Below are 20,470 nucleotides of genomic sequence, written 5' to 3' on the forward strand. Positions count from 1 at the left end.
CTCGCACCAACTTCACCCAAGCGTGTGCGATACCGCAAGACAAAACAAAGGCGCAGCCCCTTGCAAATCGCGCAGCGGCAAGGCACCGAAGGACGAGTGAAAAGGAGCCCAGCACGATGTTCTACACCCCCGAAGCCGGACATGACCTGCCGCATAATCCCTTCGGTGCCATCGTCACGCCCCGCCCCATTGGCTGGATCTCAAGCCGGGATGCCAATGGCGCTGACAACCTCGCCCCCTATTCCTTCTTCAACGCGGTCGCGTATTTCCCTCCGCAGGTCATGTTTTCATCCACTTCGGTCAAACCGGACCGGGACGGCACGAAGGACAGCGTCGGCAATATCCGCGAAACCGGGGTGTTTTGCGTGAACATCGTCGAATACGCCGCGCGTGATACGATGAACGCGTCGTCTGCCGCGCTTCCGCGCGAGGTGGATGAATTTGCCCATAGTGGTGCGAGCAAAGCCGCGTGTGAAACAATCGACTGCGCCCGCGTTGCGGATGCGCCTGCCAACTTGGAATGTCGTTTGACGCAGATCGTTCAATTGCCCGGCGCCGCGAATTTCGTGGTGTTCGGCGAAGTGACCGGCGTTCACCTGCGCGACGATTGCATCGTGGACGGCCGGTTCGATGTCACCCGTTTTCAGCCGCTTGCGCGTTTGGGATATCGCGATTATGCCGCAGTGCGCGACGTTTTTGAACTCGCCCGTCCCGACGATTGAGGGCATTTTTTCTTCGTTATATCGGAATGCGGTGATACCCTGTAAGCCATGGATATGTTCCCCATCACCTTTTATGCGCTGCTGTGCGGTCTGGTTGGGCTGTTCTCGCCGAGATTTGGCAGATGGTATGGGCGCTTGATGTTCGGTGCGGTGCTTGGCGTGTTTGCCGCAACCGCCATGCCCCATGTGCGTGCTCTGGCCGGACTGTAAGCGCACTTTTCCCCGATCCCGATTGCCCCTAGTCTCGCGTGTGTATGCCAGCAGCAGGAGCAGCACATGGATACCTTTATCGGAGTGATTGGCGGATCGGGCGTCTATGAGATCGACGGCCTTGATGGGGCGGAATGGGTGACTGTGGCCAGCCCGTTCGGCACGCCATCTGACGCCATCCTGACCGGCCGGCTTAACGGGGTGCGCATGGCGTTTCTGCCGCGGCACGGGCGCGGACATGTGCACAGCCCCACCACTGTGCCATATCGCGCGAATATCGATGCGCTGAAACGGCTGGGTGTGACTGACGTCATCTCGGTCTCGGCCTGCGGGTCGTTTCGCGAAGACATGGCACCCGGTCATTTCGTGATCATAGATCAGTTTATCGACCGCACATTCGCGCGGGAAAAATCATTCTTCGGGACCGGATGCGTTGCGCATGTGTCGGTTGCGCACCCCACCTGCCCGCGCCTCGCAGAGGCTTGCCACACGGCCGCGACAGATGCGGGGATCACTGTCCACATGGGCGGCACATATCTGGCCATGGAAGGCCCACAGTTCAGCACAATGGCCGAATCCAAACTGTACCGTGATGTTTGGGGCTGTGACGTGATCGGTATGACCAACATGCCCGAAGCAAAACTCGCCCGTGAAGCGGAACTTTGCTATGCCTCTGTTGCGATGATCACCGACTTTGACAGTTGGCATCCAGATCACGGCGCCGTTGACATCACTGACATCATCGCAACGCTGGCCGCCAACGCCGGGAATGCCCGATCCCTTGTGGCGCGCTTGCCCGACCTTCTTGGGCCAGATCGCGCGCCTTGCCCTCACGGCTGCGACCGGGCGCTGGAACATGCGATCCTGACAGCACCGGCAAGCCGCGATCCGGCACTTGTGGAACAACTTGGCGCGGTCGCCGGCCGCGTTCTGGGAGGCTGACGTATGACTTCAGTAAAAAACTTCATTCGCACAATCCCGGATTTCCCACACAAGGGGATCATGTTTCGCGATGTCACAACCCTTTTTGCGGACCCGCGTGGCTTTCGCATGGCGGTGGACCAGCTTTTGCAACCCTATGCCGGCGCGCAAATCGACGTGGTCGTCGGGCTTGAGGCGCGCGGGTTCATCCTTGGCGGGGCTGTGGCCCATCAACTTTCTGCCGGATTTGTTCCCATTCGTAAAAAGGGCAAACTTCCCGCAGCGACCCTGTCAGAGGATTATACGCTGGAATACGGCCAAGCGACCGTAGAGGTGCATGATGATGCCATCAACGCAGGGCAGACCGTGCTGATTGTCGATGATCTTCTGGCGACTGGCGGCACCGCAGAGGCCGGGATCAAACTGGTGGAACGCCTTGGCGGTGACATTGTCGGATGCGCCTTCGTCGTGGACCTGCCCGATCTTGGCGGACGGGCACGGCTTGATGCACTGGGCATGAACATCCACGCGCTGTGCACCTATGACGGAGAATGACCAGATCCAAAAACGAAATCACCGGTCAACTTTTGGCTGACCAGTGATGACAAGAGCGTGGGGTTGTGAACTGACCCTCAGGTGTCTGTGATATCTTCCATGTTGATCACCCGAAGCGATTTGCGGAATGCAACGTCCCAAGGCACAGCAGAGCTTTGTGGGCACGGTTGGGTTTGAAGTTCTTTGGCTGCATCGCTTTTCTCCATCTTGTGCATGGCGAAAATCGAGTCTGGCAAGAACATTTGCAAACGGTCAAAGCGGTACGCGCTGAACACAGCATTATTTGTTGGCACCAGTGACGACCGAACCATGCAAATCTTGTGGCGACGGTTCATGAACTGCGCCATTTTTTGTTCACAATCCGCCGGGGCGCCCATTGGGGCATTGGCCTGCAATTCGGTAAACTCACCCGAAAAACGCATCCGCGCACCTGAAAAGTCACTTGCGCCGGCGATATCTTCATCTGCGCCAAAGGACACAAACTTCACCAGGAATGGCAACGTCGATCCAATCGTATTCGAAAACTTGGCCTCAATCCGAACACGGGTGACGAAGTCTTCCTGCAACTGCAACGAACACAGCCGCGTTTCGGAAAGCCCGTCCGGCGCGATAGCATAGATATCCCCACCGGAAACACCGACCGTCGCCTGGGTTCGGCCAAGCGAGAAGTGCGAGGCAACATCATCGATCGTGACGGCGGCGACCTTGTTAAGCACGAAACCGCTGCCAAGCAACACGGCCAACACTCCGAGCATTATTGAGATACGTTTCAGCATAATCACTCTCCTTGTTGGGGGCTATTTGGGGCAGCAGACATTGCCGCAGGCTTTGTAGCCATCGGGACAATTCGGGGTTGTCTGCGCGAAGACTGGCGCTGAGCAGCAGATCAAGATCGCGAAAATGGCAGTTTTCATCAGTCCGTCCTCTCATTTTGTGTGTGTGAATTATGGTTAACCGATTCTTCACATTACTCAAAGTTGAGGAATCCAGACCTGTGTGATGTGTCAAAACGCACAGCGGAACGGCGTAATGCCGCCTTAGCCGCGCAAGACCGCGCCGGGGTTCATGATCCCGTCAGGGTCCAGTGCACCTTTAATACTACGCATTGCGGCCAGTTTTGCCGGGTCGCCATAGCGTTCAAGGTCCGTCACTTTAAGGCGGCCGATGCCATGCTCGGCACTGACGGACCCGTCCATGTCGTTAACCAAATCATGCACCGCGCGTGTGACCTGCGGTGCCATAGCCTTGTACGCATCGCGGCTTTCGCCGCTGGGGGGGAATGCATTGAAATGCAAATTCCCATCCCCCAGATGGCCGAAACAATTCACTCGCAACGGGCCAAGTGATGCCACAGCGGCCTGCGCGCGGGTGATGAAATCTGGCAGCACTTCAAGTGGCAAGGACACGTCGTGCGACGCGATGGACCCAATCCGGCGGTTGGCATCGGGAATAGATTCCCGGACCGACCAAAACGCCGCGCGCTGTGCCTCGTTAGCGGCGATAACGCCATCAGTGATCAAGCCCGCATCGAATGCGCGCTCAAGAAACACTTCCATGGCATGGGCCGCATCATGTGCGCCATGCAAACCGATATCGATCAAGACCGCCCAATTTGGCGCGCATGCAAAGGGTTGGCGCACCTCGGGCATGGTTTCAGCCAGAAAGTCGAAACTCTGCCGGGCAACCAGTTCAAAGGCGCTGATCCCCTCACCCAGTTCAGAGCGCGCCTGAACAAGCAGGTCCAGCGCGGCGGCAGGGCTTTCCAGCGCGACAAAGGCCGCCGCGTCAGACGTCGGTCGCGGGAACAGGCGCAAGCTGGCACCGGTGATCACCCCCAGCGTGCCTTCAGACCCGATCAGAAGATTGCGCAGGTCATAGCCCGTGTTGTCCTTGCGCAGCCGCTTTAACCCGTTCCAAATCGTACCGTCGGGCAAAACCGCTTCTAGTCCCAGACACAGATCACGCGCATTGCCATATCGCAAAACGTTCACACCACCCGCGTTGGTCGCAAGATTGCCGCCGATCCTGCATGATCCCTGCGACGCAAGTGCAAGCGGAAAGAGAAGCCCGTGCGCGGCGGCGGCCTCTTGAATGGTCTGCAGGATTGCCCCTGCATCGCAGATCAGCACCCCTTCGGCAGGATGCACCGCGCGGATCCGGCTCATGCGTTCCAGCGACAGCAAGATCGGCGGCCCACCGTCCGGCATGACCTGCCCGCCAACCAAGCCCGTCCCCCCACCATAGGGGACAATCCCCACGCCCAACTGCCGCGCAACGCGCACAGTTTCGGCCACCTCGTGAACGTTGCCCGGCGCAACGACGGTCACGGCGCGCCCGTGATACTTCCCCCGCGGCTCTTCGAAATAACCCGGCGACATGTCGCGAAAAGCCGCCTTCGGCAGCACGGCTTCCAATTTGGCGACAACCGGATGAGGGGACAGGGTTTCACTCATCGCGGCGCAAATACACGGGGTCCAGCACCATGATGGTCGGGCGGCTTGGCAGCGTACGCAGCGACACTTCCAGCCACGATTGACCCAGCCGTTCCACTGCGAAAGTGCCGGACATCTCTGAGATGAAGTATTCCAGCGTTGAAGCGCCAAACCAATGCATCGGCACCACGATCGAGGACCGCAACCGGTCAACCACATCCATCATGGCGTTCACATCCATCGTGTATCCACCGTCAACGGGCACCATGACGACGTCCAACCGCCCCAGTGCCGCGTATTGCTCGGGTGTCGGCACGTGATGCAGGTGTCCCAAATGGCCGATGCACAGTCCCGCCGTTTCGAACACAAAAATCGAATTTCCGTCTTTGCCATCTTCCGAAGAATAGCTTCGAATGTCAGTGGTCACATTGCGCACGACCAAATCGCCAGTTTCGACATAGTGATCAGCGCGGCCCGTTTCAAAATCCCATCCGGGCAGCAGGTGCGGGATGCGAGGGTCCGGGTCCGTGGTCCAGTGGCTGGAATGGGCCCGGTTCATGGTGGCGACATCAGGCACGAAATCAACGCCGCCCAGAAACCCGGTGTAATCTGTCACCGCGCTTTGGCCGCCGGGCGTTTCCAGCAGAAACATGGCATGCGCGATGAAGTTGAGCCGCACAGTGTAGTCGGGTAACGGATCGCGAAAGGCCGCCTTTTGCACAACGGCAAGGCCAGGTGTGTTATGAACGAGCGAAATACAGTGGCTGGGTTTACGGTTTTGCTGGGCATATGCCGGCACAGCAAAAGCGGTGCAGGCCAAGAACAAGGCGATGAAACGCATTCGACATCCTCCGTTTCGCAATCAAGAGGGTAGCATGGTTCGCGCCAAAATCACGTTATTGCCGCACCACGGTCACACGACGTCGGTCCGGCCGCGTCGATCGCCGCGAAGATTGGCATAGAGCACATGGTTTCGCCACCGTCCGTTAATCTGTAAATAGCTTTGGGCGACGCCTTCGTATTTGAACCCGGAACTTTCAAGAACCCCGCGTGATGCGGTGTTTTCCGGCAGGCACGCCGCCTCGATCCGGCTGAGATCCATCACCTTGAAAGCGTGATGCGTCACCGCGCGGATCGCTTCGCGCATGTATCCTTTGCGGGCATGCTGTTTGCCGATCCAATAGCCCAAGGTCGCCGCCTGCGCCGGCCCGCGACGGATATTGTCAAGCGTCAGCGCCCCCAGCAATTCATTGCTGTCGGCGCTGAATAGAAACAAGGGCATCGCCGTGCCGTTGTCGATGCTGCGGCGCGCCCAATGCACGCGATTGGTAAAGCCACGCCGGGACAGGTGATCGCCTGCCCAGGTCGGCTCCCACGGTTGCAAGAAATCCAGACTTTCCCGCCGCAGATTGCACCAGATCAGAAAGTCCGCATGCACCGGTGGGCGCAGGCGCATCCGCTCTGACACAATCTGAATCCGGGTCCGGTTCAGCCGGATCATGCCGCAAGCCGCCCCCTGAGTTCCTCCAGCGTTGGCGCGCCTGAGACGGGGCCATACACTGCCATGGACACTGGCGCCCGGGCCACAAGCTGTGTGCCGTAATCGCGGATGCGCGCCGCCGTAGCGCCTTCGATCAGGTCAACTGTTTCTTCCAACGGGGGAATCCGATCCCAGATTGCCACGAGCCGGGCCAAACGTTCAGCACGCGTCGACGGGCTTTCCAGCCCCATCAGCAAACCAGCCTTCATCTGCGCGCGAGCACGGGCCAGTTCTTCGCTTTTCAGTGTGTCCGTCGCCTTGCGCAATTCATCAACCGTAATGCGGGCCAGCTCGCCCAATTGCTCGCCGCTTGTCCCCGCATAAATCATCGTCATGCCCGTGTCGGAATAGGCTGATGCTTGCGCGAAGATCGTGTAGCACAGCCCACGCTTTTCACGAACTTCCTGGAACAATCGCGAGGACATGCCCCCACCCAGCGCTGTCGCGAACACCTGCGCCGTGTAGATATCTTCGTCGCGATAGCTTGGTCCTTCCAAGGCGATAGCCAGATGCGCCTGTTCAAGGGCCTTGTCGGTCCGATGCTCGCCACACGTAAAGCGGGCGGGTGTTGCAGCGGTAAACAGCGATGGCTTGAGATGGCCAAACAGCTTTTCAGCTTCGGCCACGATCTGATCGTGATCCACCGACCCCGCCGCAGACAGGATCATCTGATCCGGGCCATAACGTTCCCCGACAAAACCAAACAGATCGTCGCGAGAGAACCCTTTCACCCGGTCGGTTTCACCAAGGATTGTGCGGCCGATGGGCTGATCCGGGAACGTCACTTCCTGCAGCCAGTCGAACACAATGTCGTCCGGAGTATCCAGCGCCTGCCCGATCTCTTGCAAGATCACGCCGCGTTCGACTTCGATTTCAGCCGGGTCCATAACAGGGTTCAGGATGATGTCGGAAATCACATCAAGCGCAAGCATGACGTCGTCTTCCAGAACGCGTGCGTAATAGGCGGTCATCTCTCGAGAGGTGTACGCGTTGATGTAGCCGCCCACATCCTCGATCGCTTCGGCAATTTGCAATGCCGACCGCCGCTTTGTGCCCTTGAACGCCATATGTTCAAGGAAATGCGCGATGCCGTTCTGTTCCAAACGCTCGTGCCGACCGCCCGCTGTGATCCACAGGCCGATCGAGGCGGATTTTAGACCGGGCATGCGTTCAGTCACGATGCGCAAGCCGTTTGACAATTTGTGGATTTCGACACTCACGCTGAAATCTTCTCCTCGATGAGGGTTTCGATGGCGGCCAGATCGTTGGTAACGCGGGTCACACGTTCCGGACGCTCGTACAGGTCGGACATGCGATTGGGAAGCGGCGGGCGCAGACCCATCGCCGCCTCAACCGCGTCAGGGAACTTGGCCGGATGCGCGGTAGCCAATGTCACCATGGGCACGGACGGATCCGCTTTTTCCAAGGCGACTTTCGCGCCAACAGCGGTGTGCGGGCACAGGATTTCGCCCGAGTTGCGGAACATGGCCGCAATGGTCGCGGTCGTTTCGTCTTCGGACGCGCGCCCGCTTTCGAACAGCTCGCGCAGGCGTCCAAGCGCGCCTTGGCTGATGGGGAAACTGCCGGTGTCTGACAGCATCTTCATCTGATCTGCAACTGCTGACCCATCCCGGTCGTAAACGTCGAACAGCACACGTTCAAAGTTTGACGATACCTGAATGTCCATGGACGGGCTGATCGTCGGATCGACCCCTGCCTTGGTATAGGCGCCGGTTTCCATTGTGCGGTGCAAGATGTCATTGCGGTTCGTTGCAATCACAAGCTTGTCGATCGGCAATCCCATACGCCGCGCGATATAGCCAGCAAAAATGTCGCCAAAGTTACCGGTTGGCACCGTGAAGCTGACCTTGCGGTACGGTGCGCCAAGGGCGGTTGCGGCTGTGAAATAGTAGACGACCTGCGCCAGAACGCGCGCCCAGTTGATCGAATTCACTCCGGCCAAACGAACGCGGTCCCTGAAGTCGAAATGGTTGAAGGCATCTTTGACCCGCGCTTGGCAATCATCGAAATCGCCATCAAGCGCCAAGGCATGCACATTGTCTTCGGACGGCGTGGTCATCTGGCGGCGCTGCACTTCGGACACGCGGCCATAGGGAAACAGGATAAAGACATCGACTGCATCAAGACCACGGAAAGCTTCGATTGCTGCCGAACCAGTGTCACCCGACGTGGCCCCGATGATGGTTACCCGGTCGCCGCGTCGCTTGAGGGCCGCCTCGAACATCTGGCCGATCATCTGCATTGCGAAATCTTTGAACGCAAGGGTCGGCCCGTGGAACAGTTCCAACAGAAATTGGTTCGCGCCTGTCTGCACCAATGGTGCGCGGGCGGCGTGGCCAAAGCCAGAATAAGCCCGTGCAATAATGTCTGCGAATTCGGACTCGGTGAAGGTGTCGCCGATGAAAGGGCGCATAATTCGGAATGCGACCTCTTCATAGGGCAGCCCAGCCAATGCAGCTATGTCCGCTTTGCTCAGTTCTGGTACGGATTCAGGCACGTAAAGCCCGCCGTCGCGGGCCAAACCGGTCAGCATCGCCTCTTCAAAACTAAGGATAGGCGCCTTACCGCGCGTTGAGACGTATTTCATGTGCTTTGGCTTTCACGATTGCGCCGCTGCTGTGCGACGAAAAACGCGGTCATCCCGGCCCAAACGATAGCAAGCAGGAACCAAGTGACAGCATATTGCAGGTGATTGTTTGGAATGCCGGCTGTATCTACCGGCAGCGGGGTGACCGCGCGGGGATCTTCGCTGGTTTGTCGAACCACAAGAAGCAGCGGCTCGGTGCCTAGCTCAGCCGCGATGACCGGGACATCGCGCGCAAACCACAGCGCGCCTTCGGGGTCTGGCGTGAACCCATCAATCTCGTCCGGCCAGTGCAGGTTCCCAATCAGCGTGACGTCTTCGACGGCAGGTCGCATCGTATCTCGGCCCGTACTGCGAATGAAGCCGCGATCGATCAAGATCGTCCTGTCCTCGAAGGTGAATGGCGCCAAGACACGATATCCTGGACCAATGGACTTGAGGCTGGACTGGACAAGGATTTCGCGCGCCCCAATGGCACCCGTCGCACGTACAGGCAGAAACGCATCCCCGACCGGGTCTGGATTGGCCGGAATTGCGACGGGCGTGGCAGTCATGTGGGCGTCCATTTCGGCGAGAATGCCCTGCTTCCACTCCAACCGCTGCATCTGCCACACGCCAAGCGAAACCAGAAACACCGTTCCGGCAATGCCAAACAGGATGGGAAGCAGATTTCGCATGCAATCTCCGGTAAGCACTGAAAAGGGCAAGGGCGCAGGCTTTTCAGCCCGCGCCCCGCTTTACGCCTGTCTTCGGGGGAGGTTCAACCGCCCCAGATGTAGATTGACGCGAACAGGAACAACCAGACCACGTCAACAAAGTGCCAGTACCAAGACGCCGCTTCGAAGCCGATGTGGTTTTCCGGCGTGAAGTGGCCCGCCTGAAGTCGCATCAGGCAGATGAACAGGAAGATCGTACCAATGATCACGTGCGCACCGTGAAACCCGGTCGCCATGAAGAAGTTCGCGCCATAAATGTTGCCGCTGAACCCAAAGGCCGCGTGGCTGTATTCATAAGCTTGAAAGATCGTGAAGATCACACCAAGACCAATCGCGAGAATCAGACCGTTCTTCATGTCCTTACGGTTATTCTCATGAACCAGTGCGTGGTGCGCCCATGTCGCCGCGGCGCCAGAGCAAAGCAGTATCAGCGTGTTGATCAGTGGCAAATGCCAAGGATCAAACGTTTCGATACCAACAGGCGGCCATGTCTGAAAGGCAGCGGGCTGTTCCGGACCACCCGGGTACATGGCGTGCTTGAAGAAGCTCCAGAACCACGCGGCAAAGAACATGACTTCAGACATGATGAACAAGATGAAGCCGTAGCGCAGCCCAAGCTGAACAACCGGCGTGTGATCGCCGACCTGGTTTTCTGTCACCGTTTCGGACCACCAGCCAAACATGACATAGAGGACCATCACCAGGCCGATCAGGAACAGCCAAGGACCGCTGTCGTGCATCAAAAGCACGGCGCCGAACAGCATCAGGAAGGCACCGATAGATGCGAGAAGCGGCCAGATGGATGGCGGCAGGATGTGGTAGTCGTGATTCTTTTCGTGGGCCATGGGTTTGCTCTGTCTCTCTCGGTCGCTCGTCAGTTCACGGAAGATTTTGTTTGGGCGGGGTCGGTCGCGCCCACGGCAGCAGGCGCAAGTTCCGCCTGCCGGTCATCCGGCACATCCGTTTCGTAAAAGGTATAAGACAAGGTGATCTCGTGGAGGAACTTGCCTTCATCATCCTCCACAATTTCTGGGTCTACAAAGAAGGTCACGGGCATTTGCACACGCTCACCGGGTTGAAGAACCTGCATGGTGAAGCAAAAGCAATCAATCTTGGTAAAGTACCCGCCAGCTGCATAGGGCGTTACATTATAGCTGGCAGAGCCCGCAATCACCCGGTCCGTCGGATTATAAGCCTCATAGAATGCAAGGCCGGTTTCGCCGATCTTGATATCCATGGTGCGCTGCACCGGCTTGAATTCCCATGCCATGTCTTTGGACGTCGAGGCGTCGAAGCGAACGCGCACAGTCTGTTCAAGAACTGTATCGGCCCCGGTTTGTGCGGTCAAAGGCGTACCACCAAAGCCGGTGACGCGGCAGAAAAGATCATATGCAGGCACCGCTGCAAAACCGAGGGAAGCCATAACCACCACGACGCCAACGGCGCTTAAAGCTGTCTTGCGAATGTTCGCTTGGCTCACTTCGTTTCCTCCGGCAACATTTCCGGGCGCAATACATGGTCAAAACCCTGTTGCACCGGCGCACCCCGTTCCACTTTGGCAATGGTTAACCCAAACATCACTGCGACAAATCCGAGTAATGCAAGACCAAGGCCAAGGTTTCGTCCAAATCGGCGCGTGTGCAGTTCGTGGTCTTTACCAAATGCCATTACCAGAGCCCCCAACCAAAGCGCGCAAGACCTGCGTCAATCATCAGCGCCCCAAAGTGAGCGAAGAGGTAATAGAGGGAAAAACGGAAGAACGTCTTTTCAACCTTATAGCTGTCTGCTTCGGCGGCAGCATCGTCGCGGCGCGAAATGGCCCATGCGCCAATCAAGAAGCGAACGTTCATAACAACTGCAACGGCAAGATAGACAGGCCCGCCAATAGACGAGAACGCTGTACCAATCGCAAGCGGCGCCAGCAGAGCCGTATAGATCAGAATGTGACGGCGCGTGGCTGGACGACCATGCGTCACTGTCAGCATCGGAACGCCAGCGTCAGCGTAATCGGATTTCATGAACAGGGCGAGTGCCCAGAAGTGCGGCGGCGTCCACATGAAGATCAGCGCGAACATCAAGACACTTTCCACCGAGATGCCGCCGGTTGCGGCAGCCCAGCCAATCATCGGCGGAAACGCCCCTGCAGCCCCACCGATCACGATGTTCTGTGGGGTCCAACGCTTGAGCCACATCGTGTAAATCACGGCGTAGAAAAAGATGGTGAAAGCCAAAAGCCCTGCCGCAACCCAATTGGCCGCAAGCCCAAGCATTATAACCGAAATACCGGAAAGGGCGACACCAAGCGAAAGGGCTTCGTCGCCGCGCACGGCACCGGATGGCACGGGGCGACCGCGCGTACGGCGCATGATCGCGTCAATATCGGCATCCCACCACATATTCAGGGCGCCCGAGGCCCCGCCGCCAAGCGCAATGAACAGAATGGACGCAAAAACCACCATCGGGTGATGCGATCCCGGCGCCACCATGAGGCCGACAAACGCTGTGAACACCACCAGCGTCATGACGCGGGGCTTCAGCAGGGCGACGTAATCGCCGAAACCGGCTTCGCCGGTTTGAGGCCCTGTCAGATTGGACGTTGCATCGGTCATTCAGAAAACTCCGGCCCGCCAACCACTAAGGCTGGCGGACAAAACGTACAAACGTGGGGTTTAGCGGGCGGCGACGGTGTAGCTGCCAGGAATGCCAGCATATTCTTCACGCATCACTTCAAGCCATGCATCATACTTTTCCTGACTCACGACCTTGACCGTGATCGGCATGTAGGCGTGAGCCTGACCGCACAGTTCTGAACATTGACCGAAATAGACGCCTTCTTTCTCTGCCTTGAACCACAACTGCGCCAAGCGACCGGGAACACCGTCTTGCTTCACGCCAAAGGCTGGAATTGCCCAAGAGTGAATCACGTCTGCACCAGTCACCTGCACCACAACAGTTGCATTCACGGGCACAACCATGGCTTCGTTTGTCGCCAGCAGGTACTCGTCATCAGAATAGCCAGCGTCGGCAAGTTCATCTCGCTCAAGCATGAACGCTTCAAACCCGAAACCTTCGTCAACATACTCATAACCCCAGTACCACTGGTAGCCAGTTGTTTTGATCGTGATGTCCGCCTCAGGAATTTCTTGCTGTTTGAACAGGATTGGAAGCGAAAAAGCCCCGATAAACACAAGGATGATGATCGGTACGATCGTCCATGCGATTTCCAGCGGAGAATTGTGAGTGAACGTGCCCGGCTCTGGATTGCGCTTTTCGTTGAAGCGCAAGATGCACCAGCCCAGCAACGCCGTCACAAAGATTGTAATCGCGATGATGATGACATTGATGAAACCGTCAAGCCATTGCAGGTCGCGGGCCAGTTCCGTAACGGCCGGCTGAAAGCCCATTGCGCCCGGTGTCGGCTTTCCGATGACCGGCAGATCGCCCAGAACATCCTGTGCCACCGCCACAGACGCGGCAATCGAAGTCAGCGCTACAGTAGCAAGGCCAAGTGTTGGCAGTTTGAATTGCATGTTCTCTTCCTGTTGATCTCGCTCAGAGCACGGCGCACGATAGCGCAGCGCGCCTTGGGCGTGTTCACCCGTTGATGTGATGTGCCCAAAAATCATATCTCGTGCGACGGAACAACCTTCTGGCACTGCGACATACAGGTCATTTTTGATCTGTATCAATGACAAAAAGGCGAAAATCCATGACGACAGATCGGTTTGACCCCTTCGTGACGCGTCTTGACCCCGATACGGCACTGCGACTGTTGCGGGCAACAACCGATGGCGCGGACGATGGCGAGTTGTTTCTGGAACGGCGTCGATCCGAAGTGCTGAGCTTCGATGATGGTCGTTTACGGACCGCGAGTTTTGATGCCTCGGAAGGCTTTGGACTTCGGGCTGTGCGTGGGGACACAACGGGTTACGCCCATTCGACAGAGATTACAGAAGCCGCGTTGAAGCGCGCGGGGGACACTGCGCGGCTGGCCGTTGGCGCGGGCGGCGGCACTCTGGCAGAGCCGCCACGGGGAACAAATACCCAGCTTTATTCCGATGTAGACCCGGTTATCGAGGCACCGTTCGCCGCCAAGGTGGCCACGCTAAGAGACATTGATGCCTTCGCCCGCGATTTGGATCCGCGCGTTGTTCAAGTATCCGCCACGCTGGCAGCCGGACAGCAAGAAGTGGTGATCATGCGGCCAGATGGCATGATCGTGTCGGATATTCGGCCGATGACCCGTCTGAACGTGTCGGTGATTCTTGAAGAAAATGGGCGCCGCGAATCGGGCGGTGTCGGCGCTGGCGGGCGCAGGCCACTGTCGTTGGTGACGGATCCGGACCATTGGCAGGACGCCGTTCGGGAGTCGTTGCGCATCGCCGCTGTCAACTTGACCGCAGAAGCCGCTCCCGCCGGTGTGATGGACGTCGTGCTTGGCCCAGGTTGGCCGGGTATTCTTCTCCACGAGGCCGTGGGGCATGGCTTGGAAGGGGATTTCAACCGCAAGAAGACCTCGGCCTTTTCAGGGCTGATGGGACAGCGTGTCGCCTCTCCCGGTGTGACTGTGCTGGATGACGGAACCATCCCGAACCGGCGCGGATCAATCTCAATTGATGATGAAGGCACGCCAAGCCACAAAACGACCTTGATCGAAGACGGAATTCTCGTGGGCTATATGCAAGACCGGCAAAATGCGCGCTTGATGGGCGTCCCCCCCACGGGCAACGGGCGGCGACAAAGCTATGCGCATCCGCCGATGCCACGCATGACCAACACCTATATGCTTGCCGGCAAAGAGGATCCTGCAGACATACTTGCTGGGCTGGATGACGGGATCTATGCGGTGGGCTTTGGTGGCGGGCAAGTCGACATCACCAACGGCAAGTTCGTATTCTCCTGTACCGAGGCGTATCGCGTCAAAAACGGCAAGGTGGGTGCCCCGGTCAAAGGCGCAACCCTTATCGGCGATGGCCCCACAGCGATGCAGCACATTCAGGCAATTGGCAACGATCTGGCTTTGGACCCCGGCATCGGGAATTGTGGCAAAAGCGGACAATGGGTGCCGGTGGGCGTCGGGCAACCCAGTTTGCGCATCGGCAAATTGACGGTCGGCGGTTCGTCTTGAACAGGAACGCCAAGTCTTTTTGCAAATAATCCAAAAATATCCGCCTAATTTTACTTGGCGTTAAGACCGCGCAACTGAATGTTGGCTCACCCCTCGGGTGGAGCCGCGATGACACAGACCCTGTTTTCCTCCTCTATTACACCCCTCATCCCACCCAAGACGGATGAAGATAGGTCATCGTGGCTCCGTCTCTTTCGGTCCCGCGGGGTCGGTGTGCACACGTTCTTCCGCCTCATGGGAGAACACGGCAGCGCCGCGCAAGTTCTTGACGTTCTGCCCGATCTCGCGGCCAAGGCGGGCGTCAGCAATTACATCGCCGCGTCGCACGATACCGTCGCAGCAGAAATGCGCGCAGGCAGAAAGGCGGGGGCGCGACTGCTATGCCACGGCGATTCCGACTACCCCCAACTTCTTGCTCAGATATCAGATGCGCCGCCCGTACTTTGGGTGCGCGGTCGTTCTGAGTTGCTGGGCAAACCTTTGGTCGCATTGGTCGGGGCCCGCAACGCTTCAAGCCTTGGCGAACGTATGGCAAAACAACTGGCCAGAGACCTCGGTGACGCAGGATTTGTGACCGTGTCCGGCCTCGCACGCGGCATTGACGCTGCGGTGCATGGCGCGACCCTGAAAACAGGAACAATCGCCATCTTGGGCGGCGGCATTGACGTCCCCTACCCAGCAGAAAACGAACCGCTTTACAGGCGCATATCGGACCAAGGTCTCTTGATGTCCGAACAACCCATGGGCCTTGCGCCGCAAGCCCGGCACTTCCCAAGACGGAACAGAATCATTTCGGGCCTCGCGCGCGGTCTTATCGTTGTCGAAGCCGCCGCACGCTCCGGCAGCTTGATCACGGCCCGAAACGCCCTCGACCAAGGCCGAGATGTGCTTGCCGTGCCCGGCCACCCGTTCGACGGCCGCGCCACGGGATGCAATATGCTGATCCGTGACGGGGCGACGTTGGTGCGCTCTGCCGCCGACGCAATCGAAGCTTTGGGGGAAGCGACTGAAGGGTTTACGCCGCTTTCTCCGCTGCCTGCTGATGGTACCGCGAGGTCGGCATCAAGGGTGCACGCCCCGACAGCGCCCAAAAACGACAAAGGCGTAGAATCCCATCAAGTTCGAAAAGCGCCGCCCGGGCCAAAACCAAAACCAAAAGATTCGGCAGAGGCACAAACATCGGCGATTCTCTCTCGGCTGGGTCCAACGCCGTTGCCCGAGGATCAACTTATTCGCGACCTGAAAATGCCCGCGACTGTTGTCGCTCCAGCCCTTATGGAATTGGAACTTGAGGGCAGGATCACCCGTCATGCCGGGGGTATGGTTTCGCGTACCTGAGACCGCGTAACGATGCCAGTTGGCACAGCATGACATTGACATCCCCCTCTCTGCCGCCACATCTAGCGGTCATCCGTTCGGAATGTCCCTGTCTTTGGAGCCCTGCTTATGCCGGTCGTCGTTGTCGAGTCCCCCGCGAAAGCCAAGACGATCAATAAGTATCTCGGCGACCAGTTTACTGTTTTGGCGTCCTATGGGCACGTGCGCGACCTTCCTCCAAAAGACGGGTCCGTTGATACCGATCATGATTTCGAGATGATCTGGGAAATCGCCGCCGATAGCCGTAAACACGTCAAAGCCATCGCCGACGCATTGGCGGAAGATGACGCCCTCATCCTTGCAACCGACCCCGATCGCGAGGGCGAAGCGATCAGCTGGCATCTTCAAGAGGCTCTGACCAAGCGAAAAGCGATCAAGAAGACGACCGAAGTTAGTCGTGTTGTCTTCAATGCGATCACCAAATCCGCGGTGACCGAGGCGATGAAGGCCCCCCGCCAAGTCGATATGGAATTGGTTCAGGCCTATCTCGCCCGCCGCGCACTCGACTATCTTGTGGGGTTCAACCTCAGCCCGGTTCTGTGGCGCAAGCTGCCCGGTGCGAAATCTGCCGGACGGGTGCAATCTGTATGCCTGCGCATCATCGTCGAACGCGAGATGGAAATCGAAGCGTTCAATCCGCGCGAATACTGGTCTGTCCGCGCCGTATTGGAAACGCCTCGCGGCCAAACATTTACCGCGCGCCTGACAACTCTGGGCGGCAAAAAGCTGGACAAGTTCGATCTGGCGACGTCAGAGGCTGCTGAACTCGCGGTACAGGCCGTGTCCTCTCGTGCGCTGTCTGTTCTGTCGGTCGAGGCAAAGCCGGGCAACCGCAACCCTGCCCCTCCATTCATGACCTCCACCCTGCAACAGGAAGCCAGCCGCAAGTTCGGCTTCGGCGCGCGCCACACCATGAGCGCGGCACAGCGCCTTTATGAGGCAGGGCATATCACCTACATGCGGACCGATGGGATCGACATGGCACCCGAGGCGGTAACCGCCGCGCGCGACGCGATCAAGGGTCGCTACGGCGACAGCTATCTGCCAAGCTCGCCGCGCATTTACAAGAACAAGGCCAAGAACGCGCAAGAGGCGCACGAGTGTATTCGCCCAACTGACTTGTCCCAAGACGCAGCCGATCTGCGTATTTCTGACCCGGACCAAAGCAAGCTTTACGACATGATCTGGAAGCGGACCATTGCCAGCCAAATGGCTGCTGCGCGACTGGAACGCACGACCATTGATGTCGGCAGCAAAGACGAACAGGTCGTTTTGCGCGCCACAGGACAGGTCATCATGTTTGACGGCTTTCTCAAAGTGTATGAAGAAGGCCGCGATGACGTCGGCGATGAAGACGATGCGCGTTTGCCGCAAGTCGCCGAAGGCGATGCGCTGAAATCCTTCGGCGGTGCGCTTCAATCCGATTATGACAAGGCCAGTGGAAACACCGATGCCGTGGCCGAGGCCCGCAAAAGCTCTGCCGCGATCCTGTCGGATGATGGCGGGGTCCTTGGCCAACAGCACTTCACCCAGCCGCCGCCACGCTACACCGAAGCATCGCTTGTGAAGCGGATGGAAGAACTGGGAATCGGCCGCCCGTCCACCTATGCATCGATCGTGACAACGATTCAGGATCGCGGTTATGTCGTGAAAGACGGAAACCGGCTGATCCCAGAAGACAAAGGGCGGTTGGTGACGGCCTTCCTCGTCAACTATTTCCGCAAATATGTCGGCTATGATTTCACCGCCGATCTCGAAAGCCAGCTGGACGATGTGTCAGCGGGCGAGCGGGATTATAAAGAAGTACTGCACCAATTCTGGCACGACTTTTCTGCGGCGATTGCGGAAACGGCTGAGTTGCGCATCACCGAGGTGCTGGAAAAGATCAACGAAGTGCTGGAACCGCATCTGTTCCCGCCAAAGCCAGACGGGTCTGACCCGCGCTTATGCCCGAACTGCGGCAAGGGCCGCTTGTCCATGCGCACGGCACGGTCCGGGGGCGCCTTCATCGGGTGCTCAAGCTATCCGGAATGCCGTTACACCCGCCCGTTTGGCCCCCCCGGAATGGAAGACACCGATTCCGGAGGCATCCCCCCAGAAGGTAAGTTGCTGGGCGAGGATCAGGGCGACAATATCTATGCCCACAAAGGGCGTTTTGGCCCCTATGTTCAGCGCGGCGAAGTGACGGAAGAAAACAAGAAGCCGCCGCGCCAGTCGATCCCCAAGGATTGGCCAACAGAGCAGATCGACTTGGAAAAAGCGTTAAAATTGCTCAGCCTGCCCCGCGAAATCGGCCCGCACCCCGAAGACGGGGTCACCATCTGGGCGAATATCGGGCGTTATGGGCCTTACCTCAAGCACGCCGAATCGATCAGCCACAAGGGCGGTACGAACGCTAATCTTGAAGACGTGGACGAAGTCTTCACCGTCGGCATGAACCGCGCGGTCGAAGTTTTGGCGTCGAAACCGAAACGCGGCAAACCTGCCCCGACAACGCCGCTCAAGGAACTTGGCGAGCATCCTGATGGCGGTGCTGTCAACGTGATGAAGGGCCGCTACGGGCCTTACGTCAAATGGGAAAAGATAAACGCAACTCTTCCCAAAGAACTTGATCCCGAAGGCATTACGCTGGAACAGGCATTGCCGATCCTTGCCGAACGGGCAGCCAAGTCTGGCACCAAAAGAAAAGCCGCCCCAAAGAAGAAGCCGGCCGCGAAAAAGACCGCCGCCAAAAAGACCACTGCAAAAAAGACCACTGCCAAGAAACCGGCAGCAAAGAAGGCTGCGCCGAAAGAAACTGAGTGACCCAAAGGGGCAGCGCAGGCTGCCCACAACGCCGCTGCGCTGCGGCATTTTGTTGACAGCACATTGGCGCAACGTCACAAAGTCAGCAGATTGCTGGAAGGAAAAATTCTGATGAAGAAAGTGTACGGCACGGCAGCAGAGGCTCTCGACGGGCTGTTGTTCGACGGCATGCTAATCGCGGCTGGCGGTTTCGGCCTGTGCGGCATCCCCGAGCTTCTGATCGACGCGATCCGCGAGGCGGGCACCAAAGATCTCACGGTGGCCTCGAATAACGCTGGAGTCGATGATTTCGGATTGGGTGTTCTTTTGCAGACGCGCCAAGTGAAAAAAATGATGTCGTCCTACGTGGGCGAAAACGCTGAATTCATGCGGCAATATCTGTCGGGCGAGCTGGAACTGGAGTTCAACCCACAAGGCACGCTGGCCGAACGGATGCGCGCCGGCGGCTGCGGCATCCCAGGTTTTTACACCAAGACCGGTGTCGGCACCGTCATTGCCGAGGGCAAGGAAGTGAAGCAATTCCACGGCGAAGATTACATCCTCGAAGAGGGTATTTTTGCTGATCTGAGCATCGTGAAGGCCTGGAAAGCAGACGACACTGGCAACCTGGTGTTCCGAAAGACAGCCCGCAATTTCAACCCGCCTGCAGCCATGTGCGGGAAGGTTTGCATCGCTGAGGTCGAAGAAATCGTGCCCCGCGGCGAGTTAGACCCTGACGGGATCCACCTGCCCGGCATCTATGTGCACCGCATCGTCCAAGGCGCGCACGAGAAACGCATCGAACAGCGCACGACGCGCAAGCGCGAGGAGGCATAAATGCCCTGGGATCGTAATCAGATGGCCGCCCGCGCGGCACAGGAACTCGAAGACGGAATGTATGTGAACCTCGGCATCGGCATCCCGACGCTGGTCGCCAATTATGTCGGCGACAAGGACATCACGCTGCAATCCGAAAACGGAATGCTGGGCATGGGCCCATTCCCGTTTGAGGGCGAAGAAGACGCTGACCTGATTAATGCTGGCAAGCAAACCATCACCGAATTGGCGCGCACATCGTATTTCGACAGTGCGCAATCGTTTGGTATGATTCGCGGCGGAAAGATCGCGGCGGCCATTCTTGGCGCGATGGAGGTTGCCGAAAACGGTGATTTGGCGAACTGGATGATTCCGGGCAAGCTGGTCAAAGGCATGGGCGGCGCGATGGATCTTGTTGCCGGCGTCGGCAAAGTCATCGTCGTGATGGATCACACCAACAAGCATGGCGACAGCAAGGTTCTGAAGGCCTGCACACTGCCGTTGACCGGCACGGGCGTCGTGGACAGGATCATCACAAACCTTGGCGTGCTTGATGTGGTCGAAGGTGGCCTGAAGATCATAGAAACCGCCGATGGCGTGACCGAAGACGAACTGCGCGCCGCGACCGAGGCCACGATAGTCGACTAGTCACCCTTCATTCTGC

At 58.2% G+C, this 20,470-nt stretch carries 21 protein-coding genes; 9 read left to right on the plus strand and 12 right to left on the minus strand.

Translation table 11 applies throughout. The features are described 5' to 3' along the window. Positions 1-116 precede the first annotated feature (116 nt). From E2L05_RS02385 to E2L05_RS02395, 4 genes are all read left to right on the plus strand, one after another. Complete coding sequence (locus tag E2L05_RS02385) at positions 117-722, plus strand: flavin reductase family protein (protein ID WP_133341292.1); 606 nt, start codon at positions 117-119, stop codon at positions 720-722. 54 nt (positions 723-776) lie between these two features. After that, positions 777-932, plus strand: coding sequence for a hypothetical protein (locus tag E2L05_RS20680; RefSeq protein WP_164685098.1), 156 nt, complete (start codon positions 777-779; stop codon positions 930-932). 66 nt (positions 933-998) lie between these two features. Further along, complete coding sequence (locus E2L05_RS02390) at positions 999-1,874, plus strand: S-methyl-5'-thioadenosine phosphorylase (RefSeq protein ID WP_133341293.1); 876 nt, start codon at positions 999-1,001, stop codon at positions 1,872-1,874. Between the two features lie 3 nt (positions 1,875-1,877). Continuing rightward, positions 1,878-2,408, plus strand: coding sequence for an adenine phosphoribosyltransferase (locus E2L05_RS02395; RefSeq protein WP_133341294.1), 531 nt, complete (start codon positions 1,878-1,880; stop codon positions 2,406-2,408). 77 nt (positions 2,409-2,485) lie between these two features. Here the strand turns inward: E2L05_RS02395 and E2L05_RS02400 are convergent, their stop codons facing one another. From E2L05_RS02400 to coxB, 12 genes are all read right to left on the minus strand, one after another. Beyond that, positions 2,486-3,184, minus strand: a complete 699-nt coding sequence (locus tag E2L05_RS02400; protein WP_133341295.1) for a hypothetical protein — start codon at positions 3,182-3,184, stop codon at positions 2,486-2,488. Between the two features lie 261 nt (positions 3,185-3,445). Continuing rightward, positions 3,446-4,861 (minus strand): FAD-binding oxidoreductase, encoded by a 1,416-nt coding sequence (locus E2L05_RS02405; protein ID WP_133341296.1) that lies wholly within the window; start codon positions 4,859-4,861, stop codon positions 3,446-3,448. After that, positions 4,854-5,681 (minus strand): MBL fold metallo-hydrolase, encoded by an 828-nt coding sequence (locus tag E2L05_RS02410; RefSeq protein ID WP_133341297.1) that lies wholly within the window; start codon positions 5,679-5,681, stop codon positions 4,854-4,856. The genes E2L05_RS02405 and E2L05_RS02410 overlap by 8 nt, the downstream gene beginning before the upstream one ends. Before the next feature lie 72 nt (positions 5,682-5,753). Next, the gene (locus tag E2L05_RS02415; RefSeq protein WP_133341298.1) at positions 5,754-6,341 is read right to left on the minus strand and encodes a GNAT family N-acetyltransferase; all 588 of its coding nucleotides are present in this window, start codon (positions 6,339-6,341) and stop codon (positions 5,754-5,756) included. Further along, positions 6,338-7,600, minus strand: a complete 1,263-nt coding sequence (locus tag E2L05_RS02420) for a M16 family metallopeptidase (protein WP_133341299.1) — start codon at positions 7,598-7,600, stop codon at positions 6,338-6,340. Before E2L05_RS02420 ends, E2L05_RS02415 begins: the two co-directional genes overlap by 4 nt. Then, complete coding sequence (gene thrC, locus E2L05_RS02425; protein ID WP_133341300.1) at positions 7,597-8,988, minus strand: threonine synthase; 1,392 nt, start codon at positions 8,986-8,988, stop codon at positions 7,597-7,599. The genes E2L05_RS02420 and thrC overlap by 4 nt, the downstream gene beginning before the upstream one ends. Continuing rightward, entirely contained in the window at positions 8,985-9,662 is a 678-nt protein-coding gene (locus E2L05_RS02430; protein WP_133341301.1) for an SURF1 family protein, read from the minus strand. The genes thrC and E2L05_RS02430 overlap by 4 nt, the downstream gene beginning before the upstream one ends. Before the next feature lie 83 nt (positions 9,663-9,745). Further along, on the minus strand, positions 9,746-10,546 hold the full coding sequence (locus E2L05_RS02435) for a cytochrome c oxidase subunit 3 (RefSeq protein ID WP_133341302.1): 801 nt from the start codon (positions 10,544-10,546) through the stop codon (positions 9,746-9,748). 29 nt (positions 10,547-10,575) lie between these two features. Continuing rightward, on the minus strand, positions 10,576-11,181 hold the full coding sequence (locus E2L05_RS02440; RefSeq protein WP_133341303.1) for a cytochrome c oxidase assembly protein: 606 nt from the start codon (positions 11,179-11,181) through the stop codon (positions 10,576-10,578). Further along, positions 11,178-11,369, minus strand: coding sequence for a hypothetical protein (locus tag E2L05_RS02445; RefSeq protein WP_133341304.1), 192 nt, complete (start codon positions 11,367-11,369; stop codon positions 11,178-11,180). The genes E2L05_RS02440 and E2L05_RS02445 overlap by 4 nt, the downstream gene beginning before the upstream one ends. Then, positions 11,369-12,310: a heme o synthase gene (cyoE, locus tag E2L05_RS02450; RefSeq protein ID WP_133341305.1), complete on the minus strand. Its 942-nt coding sequence runs from the start codon at positions 12,308-12,310 to the stop codon at positions 11,369-11,371. The genes E2L05_RS02445 and cyoE overlap by 1 nt, the downstream gene beginning before the upstream one ends. Positions 12,311-12,370: 60 nt before the next feature. Next, entirely contained in the window at positions 12,371-13,231 is an 861-nt protein-coding gene (gene coxB / locus E2L05_RS02455) for a cytochrome c oxidase subunit II (protein WP_133341306.1), read from the minus strand. Between the two features lie 179 nt (positions 13,232-13,410). Between coxB and tldD the strand changes: the two genes are divergently transcribed. The 5 genes from tldD to E2L05_RS02480 all read left to right on the plus strand — a co-directional run bounded on the left by tldD (position 13,411) and on the right by E2L05_RS02480 (position 20,454). Continuing rightward, entirely contained in the window at positions 13,411-14,829 is a 1,419-nt protein-coding gene (gene tldD / locus E2L05_RS02460; protein WP_133341307.1) for a metalloprotease TldD, read from the plus strand. A 108-nt stretch (positions 14,830-14,937) separates the two neighbouring features. Beyond that, positions 14,938-16,167, plus strand: a complete 1,230-nt coding sequence (gene dprA, locus E2L05_RS02465; RefSeq protein WP_133341308.1) for a DNA-processing protein DprA — start codon at positions 14,938-14,940, stop codon at positions 16,165-16,167. A gap of 108 nt (positions 16,168-16,275) precedes the next feature. Beyond that, complete coding sequence (gene topA, locus E2L05_RS02470) at positions 16,276-19,011, plus strand: type I DNA topoisomerase (RefSeq protein WP_133341309.1); 2,736 nt, start codon at positions 16,276-16,278, stop codon at positions 19,009-19,011. Between the two features lie 111 nt (positions 19,012-19,122). Beyond that, positions 19,123-19,827, plus strand: a complete 705-nt coding sequence (locus E2L05_RS02475) for a CoA transferase subunit A (protein ID WP_133341310.1) — start codon at positions 19,123-19,125, stop codon at positions 19,825-19,827. After that, positions 19,828-20,454: a 3-oxoacid CoA-transferase subunit B gene (locus E2L05_RS02480; RefSeq protein ID WP_133341311.1), complete on the plus strand. Its 627-nt coding sequence runs from the start codon at positions 19,828-19,830 to the stop codon at positions 20,452-20,454. Positions 20,455-20,470: the final 16 nt, after the last annotated feature.

It is taken from the genome of Meridianimarinicoccus aquatilis, assembly GCF_004358675.1.
In the GTDB taxonomy this organism is placed as follows: Bacteria; Pseudomonadota; Alphaproteobacteria; order Rhodobacterales; family Rhodobacteraceae; genus Meridianimarinicoccus; species Meridianimarinicoccus aquatilis.

Bases quoted from the DNA above. Each gene is read 5' to 3' on its own strand.
- coxB (WP_133341306.1), bottom strand. From the start codon at position 13,231: ATGCAATTCAAACTGCCAACACTTGGCCTTGCTACTGTAGCGCTGACT.
- E2L05_RS20680 (WP_164685098.1), top strand. From the start codon at position 777: ATGTTCCCCATCACCTTTTATGCGCTGCTGTGCGGTCTGGTTGGGCTG.
- thrC (WP_133341300.1), bottom strand. From the start codon at position 8,988: ATGAAATACGTCTCAACGCGCGGTAAGGCGCCTATCCTTAGTTTTGAA.
- E2L05_RS02410 (WP_133341297.1), bottom strand. From the start codon at position 5,681: ATGCGTTTCATCGCCTTGTTCTTGGCCTGCACCGCTTTTGCTGTGCCG.
- E2L05_RS02390 (WP_133341293.1), top strand. From the start codon at position 999: ATGGATACCTTTATCGGAGTGATTGGCGGATCGGGCGTCTATGAGATC.
- E2L05_RS02475 (WP_133341310.1), top strand. From the start codon at position 19,123: ATGAAGAAAGTGTACGGCACGGCAGCAGAGGCTCTCGACGGGCTGTTG.
- E2L05_RS02405 (WP_133341296.1), bottom strand. From the start codon at position 4,861: ATGAGTGAAACCCTGTCCCCTCATCCGGTTGTCGCCAAATTGGAAGCC.
- E2L05_RS02430 (WP_133341301.1), bottom strand. From the start codon at position 9,662: ATGCGAAATCTGCTTCCCATCCTGTTTGGCATTGCCGGAACGGTGTTT.
- E2L05_RS02395 (WP_133341294.1), top strand. From the start codon at position 1,878: ATGACTTCAGTAAAAAACTTCATTCGCACAATCCCGGATTTCCCACAC.
- cyoE (WP_133341305.1), bottom strand. From the start codon at position 12,310: ATGACCGATGCAACGTCCAATCTGACAGGGCCTCAAACCGGCGAAGCC.
- E2L05_RS02400 (WP_133341295.1), bottom strand. From the start codon at position 3,184: ATGCTGAAACGTATCTCAATAATGCTCGGAGTGTTGGCCGTGTTGCTT.
- E2L05_RS02445 (WP_133341304.1), bottom strand. From the start codon at position 11,369: ATGGCATTTGGTAAAGACCACGAACTGCACACGCGCCGATTTGGACGA.
- E2L05_RS02435 (WP_133341302.1), bottom strand. From the start codon at position 10,546: ATGGCCCACGAAAAGAATCACGACTACCACATCCTGCCGCCATCCATC.
- tldD (WP_133341307.1), top strand. From the start codon at position 13,411: ATGACGACAGATCGGTTTGACCCCTTCGTGACGCGTCTTGACCCCGAT.
- E2L05_RS02415 (WP_133341298.1), bottom strand. From the start codon at position 6,341: ATGATCCGGCTGAACCGGACCCGGATTCAGATTGTGTCAGAGCGGATG.
- E2L05_RS02385 (WP_133341292.1), top strand. From the start codon at position 117: ATGTTCTACACCCCCGAAGCCGGACATGACCTGCCGCATAATCCCTTC.
- dprA (WP_133341308.1), top strand. From the start codon at position 14,938: ATGACACAGACCCTGTTTTCCTCCTCTATTACACCCCTCATCCCACCC.
- topA (WP_133341309.1), top strand. From the start codon at position 16,276: ATGCCGGTCGTCGTTGTCGAGTCCCCCGCGAAAGCCAAGACGATCAAT.
- E2L05_RS02480 (WP_133341311.1), top strand. From the start codon at position 19,828: ATGCCCTGGGATCGTAATCAGATGGCCGCCCGCGCGGCACAGGAACTC.